This is a genomic window from Dielma fastidiosa (assembly GCF_003475485.1).
Lineage (GTDB): Bacteria > Bacillota_I > Bacilli_A > Erysipelotrichales > Erysipelotrichaceae > Dielma > Dielma fastidiosa.
Genome location: NZ_QRQL01000010.1, coordinates 42460 through 60716, shown reverse-complemented (window position 1 = coordinate 60716; position 18257 = coordinate 42460). Strand labels below are relative to the sequence as shown.

Genomic DNA, 18257 nt, shown 5'->3' with positions numbered 1-18257 from the left:
TGCAGAAAATAACCACTTTAATTTCTAATGGTTTGATCATATAGAATTGACATATCTTTCCCTCAAACGATTCCACTCAAATACATTAACCAATGCTTTTTGCCAATAATCCCAGTCATGATTCCCCGCTTCTTCAACATAAGTATATGCGATGTTATTTTGATTTAATATTGAAACAAACTTGCGGTTTATATCAATCAAAAAGTCATCCTTACCACAGCTTAAATAATACTGCTGTTTGGATTGATTGGAGAGAAGCGGTACTAGACCATATTCGCTTATCAGCTGTGCCTTGGGCTTGTTTAAATAATCAGGCAGCTTTGCATCTAAATAGCGTACAAATGTAATACCATAAGAAAGATCTAAGGCACCGGACAAACTGAATACAGCGCCAAAAATATCAGGACGTTTCATACCATTATATAATGCCCCGTAACCACCCATGCTGTTACCGCCGATGAGCGTATGTTCACGATTTAGTGAGAGCGCGTATTCTTTTTGGATATACTTAACCAGCTCATTGCATAGAAATTCATGGGCTGCATCGACATAAAAGCCATTACCCATAGCAGGCAGTATGACAGCTGTCTGATAATGATCCGCCAGCTCACTCAATGTTGATTTTGATAAAAGTACAGAAGGCTCCTCCATCGCTCCATGCAATAAGTAAATCGTATCCATATCAGCAGTGATGCAATCAGGAAGCAGAACATAAACACTGATATCTGCTTTTAATGATGCTGATGGAACATTAAATTGACTCAAAATCACAGGATCATAACCCTAATTCCTTGGGATTCCAGACAGGTTTTCCGCTATAAGTTTTCACTGCTTCGCTCCCATTTAATACCCGAATCGCACCAGCCGCCATTGCTTCCATTTCAAATTCACCCGGGTACGCGCTGACAGGCGCAATCCATGAACAGCTTTGACGAATCGATTCAACAAGTTCTTGGCTATGAACGATACCGCCGCTAAGCAGAATACCGTCAGCTTTACCTTGTAAAACGGCAGCCATAGCGCCAATTTCCTTAATGATTTGATATTTGAATGCATCCCAGACAAGCACCGCGTATTGATTGCCTTCTTCGGCCAGTCTGACTACCTCTCTGGCATCACTTGTATTAAGATGGCTTACGAACCCGCCAGTTTTCGTACAAAGTGCTTTGGCTTCTTTTTGGCTGATGCCTGAAAAACACAGATCGATGATTTCTGATGCAGGAACATTCCCGCAGCGTGTCGGTGCCATAGGTCCTTCTCCGCCGACAATATCATTGCCATCGATCATTTTTCCATAACGATGAGCTGAAACTGAAACACCACCGCCAATATGGCAAACAATAAAATTGCATTCTTCAACCTTTTTATGCATGGCAGCAGCATGCCGAATCGCTGTTTCTTTTAAATTTAACGCATGTAAATGAACATTGCGGTAAACACCCTTAATCCCGGTAAGCCTTGCGACAGCTGTCAGCTCATCGGTATCCGGTGGATTCACCACATATGCCGGAATGCCATATTCCTTTGCGATATCATTCGCTAATAAGGAACCCAATTGGGCTGGATGAACAACCCCATTAGCACCCTTTTCAGCATGCGACAGCAAAAGATCATCAATGATATAAACACCGCCTTCAACCGCTAACAAACCGCCGCCGCGGCCGACCACCGCTGATAATGATGACAAATCAATGCCATTCTCTTGAAGCGCTTCTAAAATCAACGCCGCCCGATATGGTTTCTGCTGCGTCAGCTGTGTAAATGCCGCCAAATCTTCTGCAGCATGAACAATATTTTTTGAAAAGACTTCTGTTTCATCATCAAATACGGCCACCTTAGTAGAAGTTGATCCAGGATTGATCGTTAGAACCCGATACTTAGCCATGATGTTTAGCCCCCGCCGCTCTCAATGCAGAAATCACGATATTGCCTTTGATTTCAGCAACTGGTGCACCGCGCGAACAGTCACAGACAACCTTATTAAAGCCCTGCAGCATCGGCCCATAAGCATTGGCTTTGCCAAATGTTTGAATTAATTTTACCGCAACATTGCCGACATCTAAATTGCTCCAAACAAGAATGTTTGCCTTGCCTGCAACCTTTGATGCCTTTTTTACTTTCTTGGCTGCTACTTCCGGCTTTATAGCAGCATCGAGCTGAAACTCGCCGTCGATGGCTAAATCAGGCCGTTTTTCATTGGCAATCTTCACCGCCTGAGCTACCTTATCCACCAATTCACCTTGTCCTGAACCTAATGTTGAATAAGAAATCATCGCACACCGCGGTTCCCAATCCAAGAGTGCTTCCATTGTATCACACGCTGAAATAGCAATATTAGCTAATTCTTCAGCGGTTGGATTGGTTGCGACAGCACTGTCAGTAATAGCAAGCAATGACCCCTCACTGCCTTCATAATTCGGTATGTCACATAATCCAATCGATGAAATATTTGATATTCCGGGCTTCATGCCAATAATTTGCTGAGCACTAAACAGCACATCGCCGGTTGTAGTATCAATACCGGCAAAAGTTGCCGCTGCCTCATCAACGGCCTCCATCACCAAGGCAAAGTTTAACGGATCGCACAGTCGGCGGCGAAGTGCCTTCTCTTTCAACAAAGTATTGGGCAGTGAAACATATTTCTGAATGAGTTCATTTTGATAAGCTTCATCCTGCAAATCGACAAAGGTAAATACCGAAGCATCATAGCCTCTTTCAATTGCCAGCTGCTTTAGCTCTTCACGATTGCCTACCAGCACGGGAATAATTGTACCTTCTTTTCCGCATTCATAGGCTGCCTGCATAATTTTTTCATTTGTTCCTTCAGGAAATGCTACCTTCTGCGGATTTAATTTTGCTTTATTATTTAGTATTTCTAAAACTGACATAATGCCTCCTTAATTTAAGAAAGGCATCTCTACGATACCTTTCTTAATATTTACAGTTCTGCTTCTACCTTATCCACTAAATCTTTAACGGTTTTGCAGGTCGCAACCGTAGGCAGCGGAATTAAAACATCTAACTCATTTTCAATCAATGAAGCTAAGCCTACCATTAAAATCGATGCACCGCCTAAATCAGCTTTAAAATCAGTATTTACTGACAGCTCATCAATTGTTTTACGAAAGGTAACGGCTACACACTCCAGCACTTTATTTTCTAACGCTTCTCTTGTCATAGTATCCTCCTTACTGCTGCGCTTTCTTTTTCGCTAATTCTTCTTGATCTAATTCAAAAATAACGGTTTTGTACGTACTGCCTGGCTGGCCTCTTTCAATAATTTTGGCTTTTACCGGTACTGGCATTAATGCCCATAATTCTTCGGCATTTTCTTTAGTAACCCCTTGGACGATAGCATTCTGAGATGATCCATCCATAGTGACGCTGGTTAATGCATATGGCATCAAATCCGCATTCTCAGGTTTGGCATTAAGAATCGCCGGCAGAATAATAGTCTCAATGGTACCTTTGCCTGACATTTCAACCCATTCCATTTCATCACAGCCGCATTCGTTGCAAGCATAATGAGGCGGCCATTCTATATGTCCGCAGGCCTTGCATTTTCTGCCATAAATCTTTCCTGCTTCTAAACCTTCATAATATTTCTTAACCGCCATCTCTAATTTGATTGGTGAATCTGTTACCACAGCCGCCTGATCGTCTTTTCTTAATGCCTCATCAGTGCGTAAAATGATGGCTGCCAGATTCTGACCGCCGCCAAAGCCGCGTAGCAATGTCGTCTTCGGGAGCTTCTTCACTTGTCTTTCACCGGCTAAACCGCGCATTTGCAGGACAGCTTCATAAATATCGGCTAAACCGCTGGCAGCATGAGCGTGTCCAAATGAGGTACGTCCGCCATTGGTATTGATTGGTTTATCACCATCGTAGGCCGTTCTGCCCTCAACAAAATATTTCCAGCCTTCACCTCTTGGCATATAACCGCTGGCTTCCGCCGCAATCAGCTGACTTGAAATGATAAAGTCATTCGCATATAACAAATCAATTTCTTCAGGCTTTACACCCGTCAAATCATAAACTTGGCGGATTGCTTCTTCTGTACCGCGGATTTCAAGATGCGGTGTATTTCCTTCACAGGCAGCACTTCCGATACCCAGCACCTCAATCGGTGTATGCGGCAAATTATGTTTGACTGCCCATTCAGTTGAAGCAACGATAACCGCTGCGGCGCCATCACATTTTAGCTCCATGCCAGATACACGCAGCATATGGCCCATCTTAGGATTGAATTGAGATCTCATGAATGTCTGTACATCCATTCCCATTTGCTTAGCCATTTCCTCATAAGGTACCTGATTCACGGCTAATGGATTTTTTGAAGCGTTTTTACGGCTTGCCAATGCCATACCGATCATTGCGCTGTCCATTTCTTCCTCAGTTAATCCATACTGTCTTTGATAAGTTACTGCCGGATCATCAAAGCAAATAACAGGCCCTGACAGCATCTGACGGGTATAAGCGCGATCATAAATCCAAGCGGTAGTCTCTAATAATTTATCCATCGTGAATTTTTCATGCACATAGGCAGGCATTCCCTTTACCGCGATACCATCCGCAAATTCAACACAGCCGGATAATACACAATTATACTTGCCGCTGGCAACTGCATTAACCGCTTGTTCCAAAGCTAAATATCCTGTGCAGCATGCTTCTGAATGGTGAATTGAGCCCTTGCCCTTCATACCAAACCAATTAGCTACCTGCATATTCGGTGTAATATAATCAGAGCCGTTCAGCGGACTGGCCTGGCCATGGAAATAAAAATCAACTTCTTTTGGACTTACACCTGCATCCTCCATCGCTTTTAATGCCGCGTAGCCGAATAATTCACCTTCGGTCAAACCATTTGTCTCTGGATTATCCATTGTGTACATAAAAGGTGTACAGCCTACGCCAATAATTGATACACTGCGGCTATACGGATTAATCGTTGTGCTGTTTGCTACTTTTCCAGGTTTCATGTTTTTTTCCTCGCTTTCAACCAAAAAATTCGCTTGTAAATAGTGGAACTATTTCTAATTTAATTCTATTTATTTTCCAGCATCGCTGCAATGTGACAGGATAGAAACATAAACCAATATAGGCAAACAAAAAGTGTGCGCCAGCACACCTTGTTTATTTACCAAGCATTTCTAAAGTTAATTCGATTTTCATGATCTCTGTACCATTGCGATAATCACAGTTCATGATTGAATCAATGCGATCCAGCCGTTTATATAAAGTATTCTTATGAATACAAAGAGCATCGCAGATCAATGCAATTTCCTTTGGATATTTCAAATATTCTTTTAACGTCTCCACAAGCTCCGTTCCATGTCTTTCATCATAGGCGATTAAATCTAACACTGGCTTATATAGAAATAAACTGATATCTTCCTGCTTTAAATATGAAATCATCGACTTAGTTTGATATTCTTCAAATGTATATAGATTTTTTTGATTATCTGTCTGCAGAACAGCATCCAATACCATTCTTACCTCTTTCATATGTTTGTGAATATCAGCAAAATCCGTGAATGGTCCAGTCATTGCGCCAATCAGATTTTGACTTTCTAAACTCATATTCCAGCCTTCCATTTCATCAAAGGTAAGAAGCTCATCTTTATGTCTGCTGATTAAGAAAAACACCCGATCCTCTTTAAATACATAAAAGCTATTGCGGAAGGTATTGCGAATCGATTCAGCAATTTTATCCTTATGCAGACTTTTAATCTCTTCTATATTGGAATCAACTTCAAGCAGATATAAATTATATCTTAAGTCATAGCCATAGATATTCAGCCGCATTCGCACATCCTCAACATCAACCTTTGCATCCGATAAGATTAAAGAGAATATGTAGTTGTAGTAGGTACCCTTATTGAATAAATAAAAGTTTCTTTTAGCAAGCTCAATGCTGATCATTTGTGAGAAGAGCGGCAGAAATTCTAAATAGTAATCTTTTCGATCATATTCCGGCTGATTGGAATAGATAATTAAATAAGCAACCTTGATCTTATTTACTATAACAGGCATATAGTACGCAATCTCTTCTTCTTTTACCTTGAAATGGAAGGGCGCGTTGGCATGAAGCATGGCTTCTAATAAACCATTCTTTTTAAAATATTCGAGCATGCTTTTGTTGTAGCCTTCACCATAATGAGCATCATCAGAAAAGATTGATTTACCGGAGATCGGTTTATAGGTTTCAGAACGGGCAATGAAACGAAAGGTTGTATCCAGCAATGCAATCGGTTCTTTAAAAAAATCAGAGATCATTTCAATCATCAATTGGATACCGCCATCTGAGGCAACAACGTCCAATAGCTTCTGCATGATGTAGCCAATCTTGAATTGATTATGAAATTCAGCCTCAAGATTAAGAAATCCTTTGGAAAGTTCTTTCTGTTCATTCAGCAATATAGCATTCCCCTTCATTGAGGGCTGCTCAGAATCAGGTTGTCCTTCAGTGTCATTGATCACAATGACAGCTATGTTTTCAGCAAAGGATACATAAGGGACATCACTTAATCGAATCACATACAATACAGTATCATCATCGGCTCTCAGTCCTCTGTAAAGTGTTCGCAAATACCAATATTCTTGATAAAGATTGCTTGTGTTAAGCAAATGATAATCAGCTTCTTCAAAACACTGCAAGACCTTTTTCCATGAAATCATAACTTTCTCCTTGCACTTAGCTTTATATCCTTCATTATAAACTAAATAAAATCAAATAGTTCAATGATTTGATGTATAAACTGATGAATTAATTGCTGGCAGAATCACTGTACAAAATGATAACCTTAAATAATTTCCATTTACATTACTTAAACAAGTTTGATGAATCATAGATATAAAATTATTTCTGTATCTGATCGTAATCATACTCAAATGTATCTTCAGCTATGTGGCATCAAATCGATATTTAATAAATTTATCATTGGCTTAAATAAAAACTATCTCTTGGCTTGTACCATCTCATCACTCATGTATACTTATCAACACTCACACGCATAACAAAAAACATGAGTTTAGAAAGTATATGCTTTCTATCGCTGTGAGAACTTGATTTAACCAAACTGTTTTACCTTTAGAAGAAATTTTAACATCTAATATAAAATCCCCATCCTTAAATTGTACTACTTCATTACTTTCTACTATATCGTTCATAATGTCACCTTCTTCATTTAGAAGTTTATTGATTAAATTATTATATCCAAAAAATTGGTACTTTGATGCTTGAGAATGCAATTTCTTATATTACAAAAAAGAAGCATTTAAACTTCTCTCAAAATCCAAATACTTCTTTAATCTTCTCATTAAAATGATTAACGTTTGAGAACTGTGGCATGCAATAAGTATTTTGATTCTTACTTGTTACATTGCCATAACTACTCACAAAGCTTATATTCACTTATTCTGTTTTATCATTAGACGACAATACAGCTTCAACCTGAGCAATTAATTGTTCTTTGTCAGGCATATATGTGACATATTTTGAAGCAAAAATATTATTACTTAAACCTCCTAATGCATACTGCATATCAACATTTCCTTTATCAGTACATAAAATTAAACCTATCGGCGGATTATCGTTTTCATCATTAATTTCTGCTGCATAATAATTCAAATACATATTAAGCTGCCCAACTGCTTCAGGCATCAATTTAATTGTCTTTAATTCAATTAATATATAAGATCTTAAAATCTTATTATAGAAAACCATATCAACATAATAATGAGTATTTCCAAATGTTACCCTTTGCTGAGTTCCCACAAACATAAATCCTTTTCCTAATTCTAAAAGAAACTTTTCAATTTGTCTGACAAGAGCTTCGACCAACTCAATTTGCTAGACAGTGTCTGGCAATTTGGATATTTCAAATAAAGCAACCTCATATTTTGAAGATTTGCTCGAGAAAATCCTTTCCCAAATCTATTTGTAAGAGTCTTTGATAGTGTAATTAATTGTTTTTTTCCATATTCGCCACGCTCGGATTTTAACTCATCCTCAACTATGATACGCCCTATATTCCAATATGCATTAATTAATTCATTATTAATATTTTTAATAACATTATTTCTAGCATTTGTGATAATACTAGTGATTTCATTTACCAATGCCTCATTTTCTAACAAATATTTTCCACAAACAAATCCCCCTTTCAATATTAGCTATCCTTATTATACCCTTATTTCGATCCGTATTGTACATTCTTTCTTCAATCGCTGATTGATTTCAATATTACTTTTAAGCAAGGCTCTGGCTTCATGTATTGCAGATAAAGGAAAGGAATCATTCGTACCATATCTTGCTTTTAACTGTTTTTCTAAAGAGACAGTTTCTTTGAAACCATGAAAACAAGTTAAATAGAGTTTCTTATAAGCCATATAAAGCATTGAGTTATACAGGATCAAATCCTTCTTAATACAATTCGCATCCTCTTCTGATAACTCTTTATAATAGAAGCGATTTGAATACGATGGACACTTCATTGATATTCCCCTCCCCTTGAACAAAAAAGCATCCACTGAGATTCGATTGATACAAAGGAAACTAGGTGATGCTTAGGTTGAATTTAATGATTAAATAATATTGTTTTTTGTTACTCATAATATACCATATTCACACGATGATTTCATCTGATTATATCATTTTTTAGATAGCTTTTCATAATGTGATATTGGCGATTTGATGCTTGAAAATGAAATTTCCTATAATACGAAAAAAAGACCATCCATAACAGATGATCTTGATTGTCCCTTGACGATAAATAATTAACGTTTTGAGAACTGAGGTGCTCTACGAGCTGCTTTAAGTCCGTATTTCTTACGTTCTTTAGCACGTGGATCACGAGTAACAAAGCCAGCAGCTTTTAAAGCTGGACGATAATCAGCACTAGCTTCCATTAAAGCTCTTGTGATACCGTGACGCATAGCGCCAGCCTGTCCAGTGTAACCACCACCCTGAACATTGATTAATACATCAAATTGTCCTAAAGTTTCAGTCAATTCTAACGGTGAACGAACAACCATACGTAAAGTTTCTAATGGAAGGTATTCTTCTAATGTTTTACCATTAACAGAAATGTTACCTTTTCCTGGAGTCATGAAGACACGAGCAACAGAAGTTTTACGACGTCCTGTACCGATGTAAGTTACGTTATTTTTCTTAGCCATATCCTATCCTCCTAGCCTTTAATCTCCAGCACAACTGGTTTTTGTGCTGCATGTGGGTGTTCTGCACCTTTATAGACAAATAAATGTCCGCGTTGTACATCACCTAAACGAGTGTGTGGAAGCATACCATGAATAGCTCTTTCAACCCATTCAATTGTATACTGATCCTTCATAACGCGAGCGCTGCGTGTACGTAAGCCGCCTCTCCATTGAGAGTGGTTATAGTACATTTTGTCTTCCATTTTGTTTCCACTTAAAACGATCTGATCAGCATTGATTACGATAACATAGTCACCGCAGTCAACGTTTGGTGTAAATGACGGTTTGTGTTTACCATGTAACACAGCAGCTACTTCAGTAGCTAAACGTCCTAAATTCTTTCCTGCTCCATCGACTACGTACCACTGACGTGTTACTTCTGCAGGTTTTGTAAATGTTGTTTGGCGCATATTGTTGCTTCCTTTCCTAAGTAGTTTCCGGGGCTACAAAGGCATAAACGTGCCTTTTAATATTATAAATGCTAAACCCCTTAAAGTCAAGATAATTATGTATTTATTTTACACAATTAACGCAGAAATTGAATTGTATCGACTACCTCGAGGCCTAATTTTTTCAAATAAGCCCTGGCATTGTCATAATATTCATTCTTCTCCAGATTCAGATTATCATGAGCATCCATACCAACGATTGCCTTACAGCCGGTATCTGCCGCGATCTCCCAGAAACAATGATGTGGATACTGCTCTCTGCCCAATTGTTCAGAAACCATTTTACCGGCAATATTATATTCTAAAATCATATCCAATTCCTTTGCTTTATTACAGATCACATGAGCCGCGTAATCGCACAGCGCATCCCATTGACGCAGTGAACGCATAAACAGGTCAGGATGCGCGAAATAAGCATACAGCCCGCTTTCCATGCCTTTAATCGCATCATTCAGATAAAGCTCCATCGTCTGATTATCAATAATATGACTGCCGTAATAAAAACGATTTTCATCCGTCTCATAGAAATGATTGCCGAAAATAATATAATCCAGCTCCTGTTCCTTGATAAACTGCTTCATCCACGGCATATACTGCTCGTAATATTCAACCTCAAGTCCCAGCTTAATACTGATCTGATCTTTATACTTTTCCTTCAGGGATAAAATGCTTCGCTTATAATCCTCAAACTGACTCAGCTCCATCCGCATTGTCGGATGGAAATCACTGTTATATTTCCATGGAGCATGATCTGAAAAGCCTAATTCATCATAACCGGCTTTAATTGCACTTAAAACATAATCCTCATCGCTGCCCTTCGCATGCTGACAGCGTGTTGTATGCGTATGATAATTCGCCTTCATCTTCATTCCTCCTCGTAATTAACCTTAACTAAATATAACCCGCACGCCTCTGCCTTATAATGACACGCATGCTTATCCTTAGCTTCCAGCATCTTTAAAATGCTATCTTTATCCTCATGATGCAAACCGGCTTCAATCAGTGTCTGAGCCATCATCCGCACCTGATAGCGCAAAAAGCCATCACCTTCAAAAATCATCCGCACGCCTGATTCATATGCTTCTACCTCAACCCGAGTAATCGTTCTCACACGGCTTTTCTCAGCATGAATTTTATTACTCGTAAAGGAAGTAAAATCATGGGTGCCGACAAAGATTGACGCGCACTCCCGCATCGCTTCAAGATCCAGCTCCCGTCTTTCTTTACCCATATAATTCTGAATAAAGGGGTTGTCCGCATCTCTGGTCACATAATAATCATACCGCTTGCTGACAACATCGAAACGAGCATGGAAATCATCAGGCATAACCTGCGCGTCCTGTATGCGAATCGACTTAGGCAGCAGACGGTTAATCGCCGCGCACCAATGGAAAGGCGTCAGCTTCAATTCAGTTTCAAAATGAAATACTTGTCCTAAAGCATGTACACCGGTATCCGTGCGGCCGCTGCCGACGATGCTGACCTCTCTTTTATGCATCTTCTTTAAAGCCTTTTCAATCGTTTCCTGGATTGAGGGTGAACCAGGCTGTACCTGCCATCCGCAATACATCGATCCATCATAGGCCACAATACACTTTACAATCATAACACCGCCAAGGCAATCATGCCCGCGCAGACAAAGCAAGCAAAGACAATCAGCATCGTATCCTTTCGCTGCATCACAAGCTGCTTATAACGCGTACGCTGATGATCCGGCACATACCCTCTGGCCTCCATCGCATTCGCCAATTCCTCCGCGCGCTGGAAGGAAGAAACAAATAATGGCACAATCAGGGATAAAATCGCCATAATCTTCTCTTTCAGCTTTCCTTCGTCAAGATCCACACCGCGGCTTGCCTGCGCCTTGATGATTCGCTGAGTTTCCTCAATCAACGTCGGTATAAAACGCAGCGCGATTGAAATCATCATCGCAATCTCATGAGCCGGTACATGAAACCTCTTTAAAGGTGACATTAAATCCTCCAACCCCATCGTCAGATCAAGCGGCTTAGTCGTTGCGGTTAACGTGGTGGTAATAGTAATCATCAGCACCAAACGCACTACGATATAGAACGTCTGTGACAGAGCGTCAGAATAAACCGTAAACCCAAATACGGTAATTAGCGGCGTTCCTGTCTTAACGACCAGCATATTAATAATCAGCAGGAAACCAAGCATAAAAAACATCGGCTTCATGGCATTCCAGATAAAGTTTAATTTCATCTTTGCCAGATAGATGCCCAGCAATACAACTGCGCCAATTAATCCATAACCGATAAAACCCGCCGGAATAAAGATGGCAATCATCAATATCAGCATAGCGGCAATTTTTGCCCGCGGATCAAAACGATGCATAACAGAATCAATAGGCAGATAACGTCCTAAGGCAAAATTTTTCATCGTTTCACCTCTTTTGCCACCTGTTTGGCAAGCTCTTCCATATCCAGCAATGAAGGATCAAGCTTAAATCCTTTTGCCAGCAAAGCCTCGCGCAGACGGATTACCGCCGGCGGATTAATTTTCATCTCTTTTAAATCATCAACATTACTGAAGAATGTCTTCACATCACAATCACGCTTGATTTTACCATGTGATAGCACAACCACATGCTGACAATAGGACAATACGTGTTCCATATCATGCGTTACCAGCAAAATTGTCTTATGATAATTTTGCTGAATATCAACAAACAGCTGCATCATATCTCGAGCGCCCTTAGGATCAAGGCCCGCCGTTGGTTCATCAAGCACTAATATCTCTGGGTCCATCGCCAAAATACCGGCAATCGCCACCCGCCGCTTCTCACCGCCGGAGCATTCAAAAGGACTCTTTTCATAATAGCTTTCATCAAGACCGACAACCTTCAGCACCTCTTTGGCGCGCTGTTCAGCCTCTTCTTCACTGGCCCCAAAATTCTTAGGACCAAAGCTGACATCTTTTAAAATTGTTTCCTCAAACAGCTGATATTCAGGAAACTGAAAGACCAAACCTACCTTTTTACGCAGCGCCTTTAACTGCTTTGGCTTCTCATCAGCCTTTATGATTCGATCATTGATCTGAATCTCACCCTTGCTTGGCAGCAATAATGCATTCAAATGCTGAACCAGCGTACTCTTGCCGCTGCCGGTTTCCCCGATAATTGCCGTCATACAATATTCCTGTATCGTTAAATCAATAGCATCTAAGGCTACGGACGCGAAAGTTGTACCCTCATTATAAATATGACTTAGCTTGCGGATTTCAATTGACATAATTCATCCACCAGCCTTTCCATCGTAATTACCTCATCAATATCTACGCCCTCATCCTGTAATGCATGAACAAATTTCAGCGCATAAGGGATATCAAGCTTTAAATCAATCAATTCCTTTTTCCGTTTTAAAATATCTGCCGGTTTGCCATCCATAATCTTGTGACCTTGATCAAATACCAGCACATGATCACTGCCGGCTACCTCTTCAATATCATGCGTTATCGATAAAACCGTTAGGTGATTCTGTTCATGAATCTCATGAATCAGCGCGTTGATTTCTGCCTTACCCTGCGGATCAAGCATACTGGTTGCCTCATCAAAAATAATAATCTCTGGATTCATCGCCAATACACCAGCAATCGCCACCCGCTGTTTCTGACCGCCGGAAAGCCGTGTCGGCTCACTGTTTAAGTAATCCAGCATATTTACTTTAGCTGCAAAATTCTCAATGATGCCCTGCATCTTTGAGCTCTCTACGCAGTGATTCTCCAGGCCGAACGCAATATCATCAGCAACCGTTGCGCCAATGAACTGATTGTCCGGATTTTGAAATACAATACCTATTTTACTGCGGATCGCATATACATTTTCATCATTCAGTTCAAGTCCATCAACCTGAATTGAACCGCTGTCCTTAACCAGCAGATCAATCAGCAGCTTGGCAATCGTCGACTTACCGCTGCCATTATGACCAATGATGGTTGTATAAGATCCCGCTTCAATATCAAAAGAAATGCCGTCTATTGCATTGTGTTCTTTATCATAAGAAAATGTGCAGTCTCTAACTGTAATTTTATTCATTAAAACACCTCGCAGTCTGCACTTTATTATACAACGTTTTTTGTTACTTCACAAATATTTAGTTGTAAAATCATGCGAATAACCGCTGTTTTTAACACTTCCTGCAAATTATTGCCGCAAAGCAAAGCAGCACCTGAATTTTATCCATCCAGAAGAAAAACCGCCTTCATTATTGAAAACGGTTTCGCTGTCTTATTCAGGAATTGTCAGATCCCTGCCATTTGATGCAATCAGCTTCTTATAGTAATAGAAAGACTGTTTACGGTAACGTTTCAATGTTCCTTCACCGGCATCATTGCGGTCTACATAGATAAAGCCATAACGCTTCGACATCTGTCCGGAACCATTTGAGACAATATCGATAGGGCCCCACCATGCATAACCAAATAAATCAACGCCATCTTTAATCGCATTTTGCATCGCTATCACATGATCACGCAGATATTCCATCCGGTATGTATCATTTACGGTACCATTGACTAATGTTTCTTTTATGCCTAAGCCATTCTCAGCAACAAAGATAGGAACCTGATAACGATCATATAAATCAACTAACGCCAGATATAAACCATCAGGATCAATTGACCAGCCGGAAGGGGTCAGCTTTAAATATGGATTAGTCTTACCAGTATTAACAATATTATCATCACCGCGGTACGCTGTATCGCCATGAATTTCCTTATCCGAAGTATTGGTTTCCTTTTGTACTGATTCAACATAATCTTTAGAAGCAATTCTTGAACGATAATAAGTAAAGCTTAAGAAATCCACCGGATATTGTTTAATAATGGCCATATCCTCATCAGTATATTCAATATTAATATCATTCTCTTTGAAATATTCCCATGCATAACCTGGATATTGGCCGCGCACCTGTACGTCAGAGAAGAAATAACCGCGTTGTTTTTCTTTTAAGACGACGATTGAATCCTTAGGATCACAGCTCATCGGATAAATTGTCTTATACTCAATGACTGAGCCTACCTTTGCTTCAGGATCAATTTCATGAATAATCTTTACCGCTAATGAGCTGGCGACAAATTGATGATGACTCGCTTGATAAACGTCATTTAATGTACTTGTTTTAGGATCAATACCGGCAGTCATCCATTCCATCTTATGAATATTATTGCCGATTTCATTAAAGGTCAGCCAATACTTGACAACACCATGCCAGCGTTCAACCATCGTTTTAACAAACTTGGTATAGAAATCAATCATTTTACGGCTCTTCCAGCCCCCGTATTTATCAGCTAAATGCAGCGGCATTTCATAATGAGAGATAGTAACCATCACCTCCATGCCCTTTTCCCGGCATGTCTTAAATACTTGGTCATAGAATTGCAGGCCTAATTCATTGGGTTCTTCCTCTTCACCGGTTGGAAATAATCTTGTCCATGCGACGCTTGTCCGATAGACATTAAAGCCCATTTCACCAAACTCGCTGATGTCCTCCTGCCAGTGATGATAGAAATCAATACCGCCATGAGTTGGATAATATTTTGCATTACGATCCGGATAACCAAAGACACCGTGCGGCTGTACATCAGCCACTGAAGGCAGCTTGCCGTCTTCCATATAAGCGCCCTCATATTGATTGGCAGCCGTAGCGCCGCCCCAAAGGAAGCCCTTTGGAAAATCTTCAGGTATAATTAAATCTTTTGAATATTTCATTTTTGTTCTCCTCCTATTTCAGCAATAATACTTTTACCTCTTTTTACATGTCCCTCTTTGATAATCTTTAATTCCTGCTGACAATTGGGAAACAAGATCATAATGGACATATCATAGCCCTCCTGATTCATCAGATAAGAATCAAAGCGGACAATCTTATCACCACAATGTACCTGCTCGCCTTCTTTGACATAGCATTTGAACCCTTTCCCCTTAAGTTCTACTGTATTGATTCCGATATGGACAAGAACCTCCAACCCCGTCTTGGATGTGATACCAAAGGCATGGAGTGTCGGATAGATCATCGATATTCTGCCGCTGATCGGCGCGGCAACGATTTCACTATCTGGTATGATGGCGGCACCTTCACCCAGCATTTTCTGAGCGAATACCTCATCCTTTACATTTTCCAGCGGAATCAGCTTTCCAGTTGCTGCTGCGGCAATTGCGTTAGCCGGCAATGCTGCTTTATTTAAAAAATCAAACATTCAAGCTAAGCTTTAGATTCATCCTTAAATAATAAGAATGTCACCACAAAGGAAATAATGAATGCAACAGCAACAGCAACCAGAATCGCAGCAATTGTATCTTCAAAGATAACTACCCCTAAAATACTTGAATAACCCATTGAATAGGCCCGTGCGCCCATCAGACCAGCAACCGCGCCGCCAACCAAGCCGCCGACAGCTACACCGATGATCGGTGTTTTAAATCGAATGCCGATACCATATAATGCCGGTTCAGAAACGCCTGAAACTAAAGCGCCGATGCCTGCCGATAAAGCTGTTGATTTTAAATCGCCGTCTTTTGTACGCATCATCACCGCGAAGCAGGAACCGCCTTCCGCAATGTTATGCAGAATCCAGCCCGGACGGAATACATTATCAAATCCCTGAGCGGTAAACAATTCGGTCATCGGCGGTACCATCAGCATATTAACACCCATCAGAACTAAGAATGGGTGAGCTGCGGCTATGATACCAGGTGCCATACCGCCAGTTAATGATTCAATCCAAACAATGATATTAACGATCCAGCCGCCCACGATATTACCGGCAGGGCCTAATACGATCATCGTAATTGGATAACCCACTAAGAAAATACACAGCGGCGCGAAAACGCTTCGCAAGACACCCGGTATTACTCGATAGAAGAACTTCTCTAAATATGCAGCCATGATGGATAAGAAAATCGCCGGCAGCAGAGTGCTTGAATAACCAATCAAAGTAACCGGAATGCCCAGCATCGTCACCGCTTCACCGGCCGCCGTTAAGCTGACAAAGCCAGGATAAAGCAGGGCCGCTGCCAATGTGATAGAGAATGCCGGGTTTGACTTCAATACCTTAGAAGCCCCGTAAGCTACCAGAATCGGCATAAAGTAGAACGGTGTCTGAGCAATAAAATCAAACATCTTATAGGTTGTTGTCGCAGCCAGATCAGGATTGAAATAGCTTGCCAGTGACAATACAACACGCATCATACCAGCACCGTATAAAACAGTGATAAACGGCGTTAATGACGCTGACATAAATTGAATCGCTTTAAGGAAGTAATACTTTACATTCTTTTTTACTGGTTCAGCATTTAAATTCAAATCCTCCGTATGATTTTCATCAACGACATCCCCCGTCTGAATATCATAATGCTTTTCAATCTCATCAAAGACCGGAAATAGATTTTCACCCAGAATTACCTGAAATTGTCCGGAACCATAAACAACTCCCAAAACACCATTCAGTTTCTTTATTTCCTCATCCTTTGCAAGACTTCGGTTCTTCAACACAAAACGTAAACGGGTAACACAATGTGAAACCGTCTGAATATTGGCTGTACCTCCGACTCTTTCAATAATATCGGATGCAAGCTTTAAAGGTTCTATCTTAGCCATATTTTCTCCTTTCCAAGTTATTGGTTATGCTTGGCTTGTTTCAGCAGCCGTTCAACATGAATAATCAGATATAATCGTTCATCATCACTGACACTGCAGTTATAAGTTTCTGATACATATTCGGCAATCTTATCGACACAAAGATTCGCTTCATCATGCCCCGTCTGAATCTGTGAATAAATATCCCCTAATGATTCATCCGATGGTTTTGTTGCTTCAAATAAAACCCTTCTCATGAAAAACTTAAGATGAATTACAAATCGTGAATAAGCCATTGAATCCTCATCAACAACGATACTTAAATCTGTCTCAACGATATTCATGATTTCACTCACAGCTTTCATGATTTTCAATGCTTCTCGGTTGGTCTTATTTTCAGTAGCGGTTATTAAATGGAAAGCAATAGAGGTTGATTCTTCTTTCTTTAAATTAATATTTAAAGTTTCATTAATCATTTTCAGTGCCTTTTTACCTACTTCATATTCATCCTTATAAAATCGCTTGACTTCTTCATTTACTAAAGCAAAGGAATCAAAACCAGATTTATATTGATTGACACTGAAGTTGATATGATCAGCCAGAGCAATTACCAAATTGACATTAAATGTCGCATGCAGTTCATTTTGTGCCATTTCGATAATTGATTGAGTTAATTCAATAATTTCATAAGGAGCTTCATCAAATAATGTCAGCAGTCTTTGCTTGTTTTGATTATCTAATGAAATGAAAGTCTTGCTGATTTCATTTTCGGAAATGATATCATGCTTATCTTTCTTGAACCCTAACCCTTTGCCGATTGCGACAACTTCTTGGCCTTTGAAGTTTTCCGCGATGACAATGTTGTTATTGATTACTCGTTTCACTTTTAATTGGTTTTTCATCATATCTTTCTTAACCACTCCTTTCCATAGGACATAAAAAAAGCAAACCCCATCATGATTGCTTGCTTTACAATCAACTTTGGAGTTTGCCT

The 18257-nt window shown here is 40.0% G+C and carries 21 protein-coding genes; all 21 read right to left on the bottom strand.

What is annotated here, in order from left to right; genetic code table 11:
- Positions 1-36 precede the first annotated feature (36 nt).
- Positions 37-765, bottom strand: a complete 729-nt coding sequence (locus DWZ33_RS15650; RefSeq protein WP_182425770.1) for an alpha/beta hydrolase — start codon at positions 763-765, stop codon at positions 37-39.
- A gap of 10 nt (positions 766-775) precedes the next feature.
- Positions 776-1885, bottom strand: a complete 1110-nt coding sequence (gene buk / locus DWZ33_RS15645) for a butyrate kinase (protein ID WP_182425768.1) — start codon at positions 1883-1885, stop codon at positions 776-778.
- Positions 1878-2888, bottom strand: a complete 1011-nt coding sequence (locus DWZ33_RS15640) for a phosphate acyltransferase (protein WP_118455761.1) — start codon at positions 2886-2888, stop codon at positions 1878-1880. Before DWZ33_RS15640 ends, buk begins: the two co-directional genes overlap by 8 nt.
- 50 nt (positions 2889-2938) lie before the next feature.
- On the bottom strand, positions 2939-3178 hold the full coding sequence (locus DWZ33_RS15635; protein ID WP_118455759.1) for an acyl carrier protein: 240 nt from the start codon (positions 3176-3178) through the stop codon (positions 2939-2941).
- Positions 3179-3188: 10 nt separating this feature from the next.
- The gene (locus DWZ33_RS15625; RefSeq protein WP_220452458.1) at positions 3189-4979 is read right to left on the bottom strand and encodes a thiolase C-terminal domain-containing protein; all 1791 of its coding nucleotides are present in this window, start codon (positions 4977-4979) and stop codon (positions 3189-3191) included.
- Positions 4980-5133: 154 nt separating this feature from the next.
- On the bottom strand, positions 5134-6678 hold the full coding sequence (locus DWZ33_RS15620; protein ID WP_118455756.1) for a PucR family transcriptional regulator: 1545 nt from the start codon (positions 6676-6678) through the stop codon (positions 5134-5136).
- 327 nt (positions 6679-7005) lie between these two features.
- A complete protein-coding gene (locus DWZ33_RS18040; protein WP_182425766.1) occupies positions 7006-7170 on the bottom strand; it encodes a hypothetical protein in 165 nt (54 codons plus the stop codon).
- 244 nt (positions 7171-7414) lie between these two features.
- Positions 7415-7843 carry a PDDEXK nuclease domain-containing protein gene (locus tag DWZ33_RS18175; protein WP_244925887.1) on the bottom strand — a complete coding sequence of 143 codons (429 nt, stop codon included), beginning with the start codon at positions 7841-7843 and terminating at the stop codon, positions 7415-7417.
- Positions 7801-8169 carry a DUF1016 N-terminal domain-containing protein gene (locus DWZ33_RS18170; RefSeq protein ID WP_220452457.1) on the bottom strand — a complete coding sequence of 123 codons (369 nt, stop codon included), beginning with the start codon at positions 8167-8169 and terminating at the stop codon, positions 7801-7803. Before DWZ33_RS18170 ends, DWZ33_RS18175 begins: the two co-directional genes overlap by 43 nt.
- A 15-nt stretch (positions 8170-8184) precedes the next feature.
- Positions 8185-8496, bottom strand: a complete 312-nt coding sequence (locus tag DWZ33_RS15610; RefSeq protein ID WP_118455754.1) for a hypothetical protein — start codon at positions 8494-8496, stop codon at positions 8185-8187.
- 282 nt (positions 8497-8778) lie between these two features.
- Positions 8779-9180: a 30S ribosomal protein S9 gene (rpsI, locus tag DWZ33_RS15605; protein WP_022936377.1), complete on the bottom strand. Its 402-nt coding sequence runs from the start codon at positions 9178-9180 to the stop codon at positions 8779-8781.
- An 11-nt stretch (positions 9181-9191) separates the two neighbouring features.
- The gene (gene rplM, locus DWZ33_RS15600) at positions 9192-9629 is read right to left on the bottom strand and encodes a 50S ribosomal protein L13 (protein WP_022936376.1); all 438 of its coding nucleotides are present in this window, start codon (positions 9627-9629) and stop codon (positions 9192-9194) included.
- 116 nt (positions 9630-9745) lie between these two features.
- Positions 9746-10531, bottom strand: coding sequence for a histidinol-phosphatase (locus DWZ33_RS15595; RefSeq protein WP_118455752.1), 786 nt, complete (start codon positions 10529-10531; stop codon positions 9746-9748).
- Positions 10532-10533: 2 nt separating this feature from the next.
- Positions 10534-11274, bottom strand: coding sequence for a tRNA pseudouridine(38-40) synthase TruA (gene truA / locus DWZ33_RS15590; RefSeq protein WP_118455750.1), 741 nt, complete (start codon positions 11272-11274; stop codon positions 10534-10536).
- Entirely contained in the window at positions 11271-12068 is a 798-nt protein-coding gene (locus tag DWZ33_RS15585; protein WP_118455748.1) for an energy-coupling factor transporter transmembrane component T family protein, read from the bottom strand. The genes truA and DWZ33_RS15585 overlap by 4 nt, the downstream gene beginning before the upstream one ends.
- Positions 12065-12919, bottom strand: a complete 855-nt coding sequence (locus tag DWZ33_RS15580; RefSeq protein WP_118455746.1) for an energy-coupling factor transporter ATPase — start codon at positions 12917-12919, stop codon at positions 12065-12067. Before DWZ33_RS15580 ends, DWZ33_RS15585 begins: the two co-directional genes overlap by 4 nt.
- Positions 12895-13722, bottom strand: coding sequence for an energy-coupling factor transporter ATPase (locus DWZ33_RS15575; RefSeq protein WP_022936371.1), 828 nt, complete (start codon positions 13720-13722; stop codon positions 12895-12897). The genes DWZ33_RS15580 and DWZ33_RS15575 overlap by 25 nt, the downstream gene beginning before the upstream one ends.
- Positions 13723-13914: 192 nt before the next feature.
- Entirely contained in the window at positions 13915-15396 is a 1482-nt protein-coding gene (locus DWZ33_RS15570) for a glycoside hydrolase family 1 protein (RefSeq protein ID WP_022936370.1), read from the bottom strand.
- Positions 15393-15884: a PTS sugar transporter subunit IIA gene (locus DWZ33_RS15565; protein ID WP_022936369.1), complete on the bottom strand. Its 492-nt coding sequence runs from the start codon at positions 15882-15884 to the stop codon at positions 15393-15395. The genes DWZ33_RS15570 and DWZ33_RS15565 overlap by 4 nt, the downstream gene beginning before the upstream one ends.
- A 5-nt stretch (positions 15885-15889) precedes the next feature.
- On the bottom strand, positions 15890-17284 hold the full coding sequence (locus tag DWZ33_RS15560; RefSeq protein ID WP_118455744.1) for a PTS transporter subunit EIIC: 1395 nt from the start codon (positions 17282-17284) through the stop codon (positions 15890-15892).
- Between the two features lie 17 nt (positions 17285-17301).
- The gene (locus tag DWZ33_RS15555) at positions 17302-18168 is read right to left on the bottom strand and encodes a PRD domain-containing protein (RefSeq protein ID WP_022936367.1); all 867 of its coding nucleotides are present in this window, start codon (positions 18166-18168) and stop codon (positions 17302-17304) included.
- Positions 18169-18257: the final 89 nt, after the last annotated feature.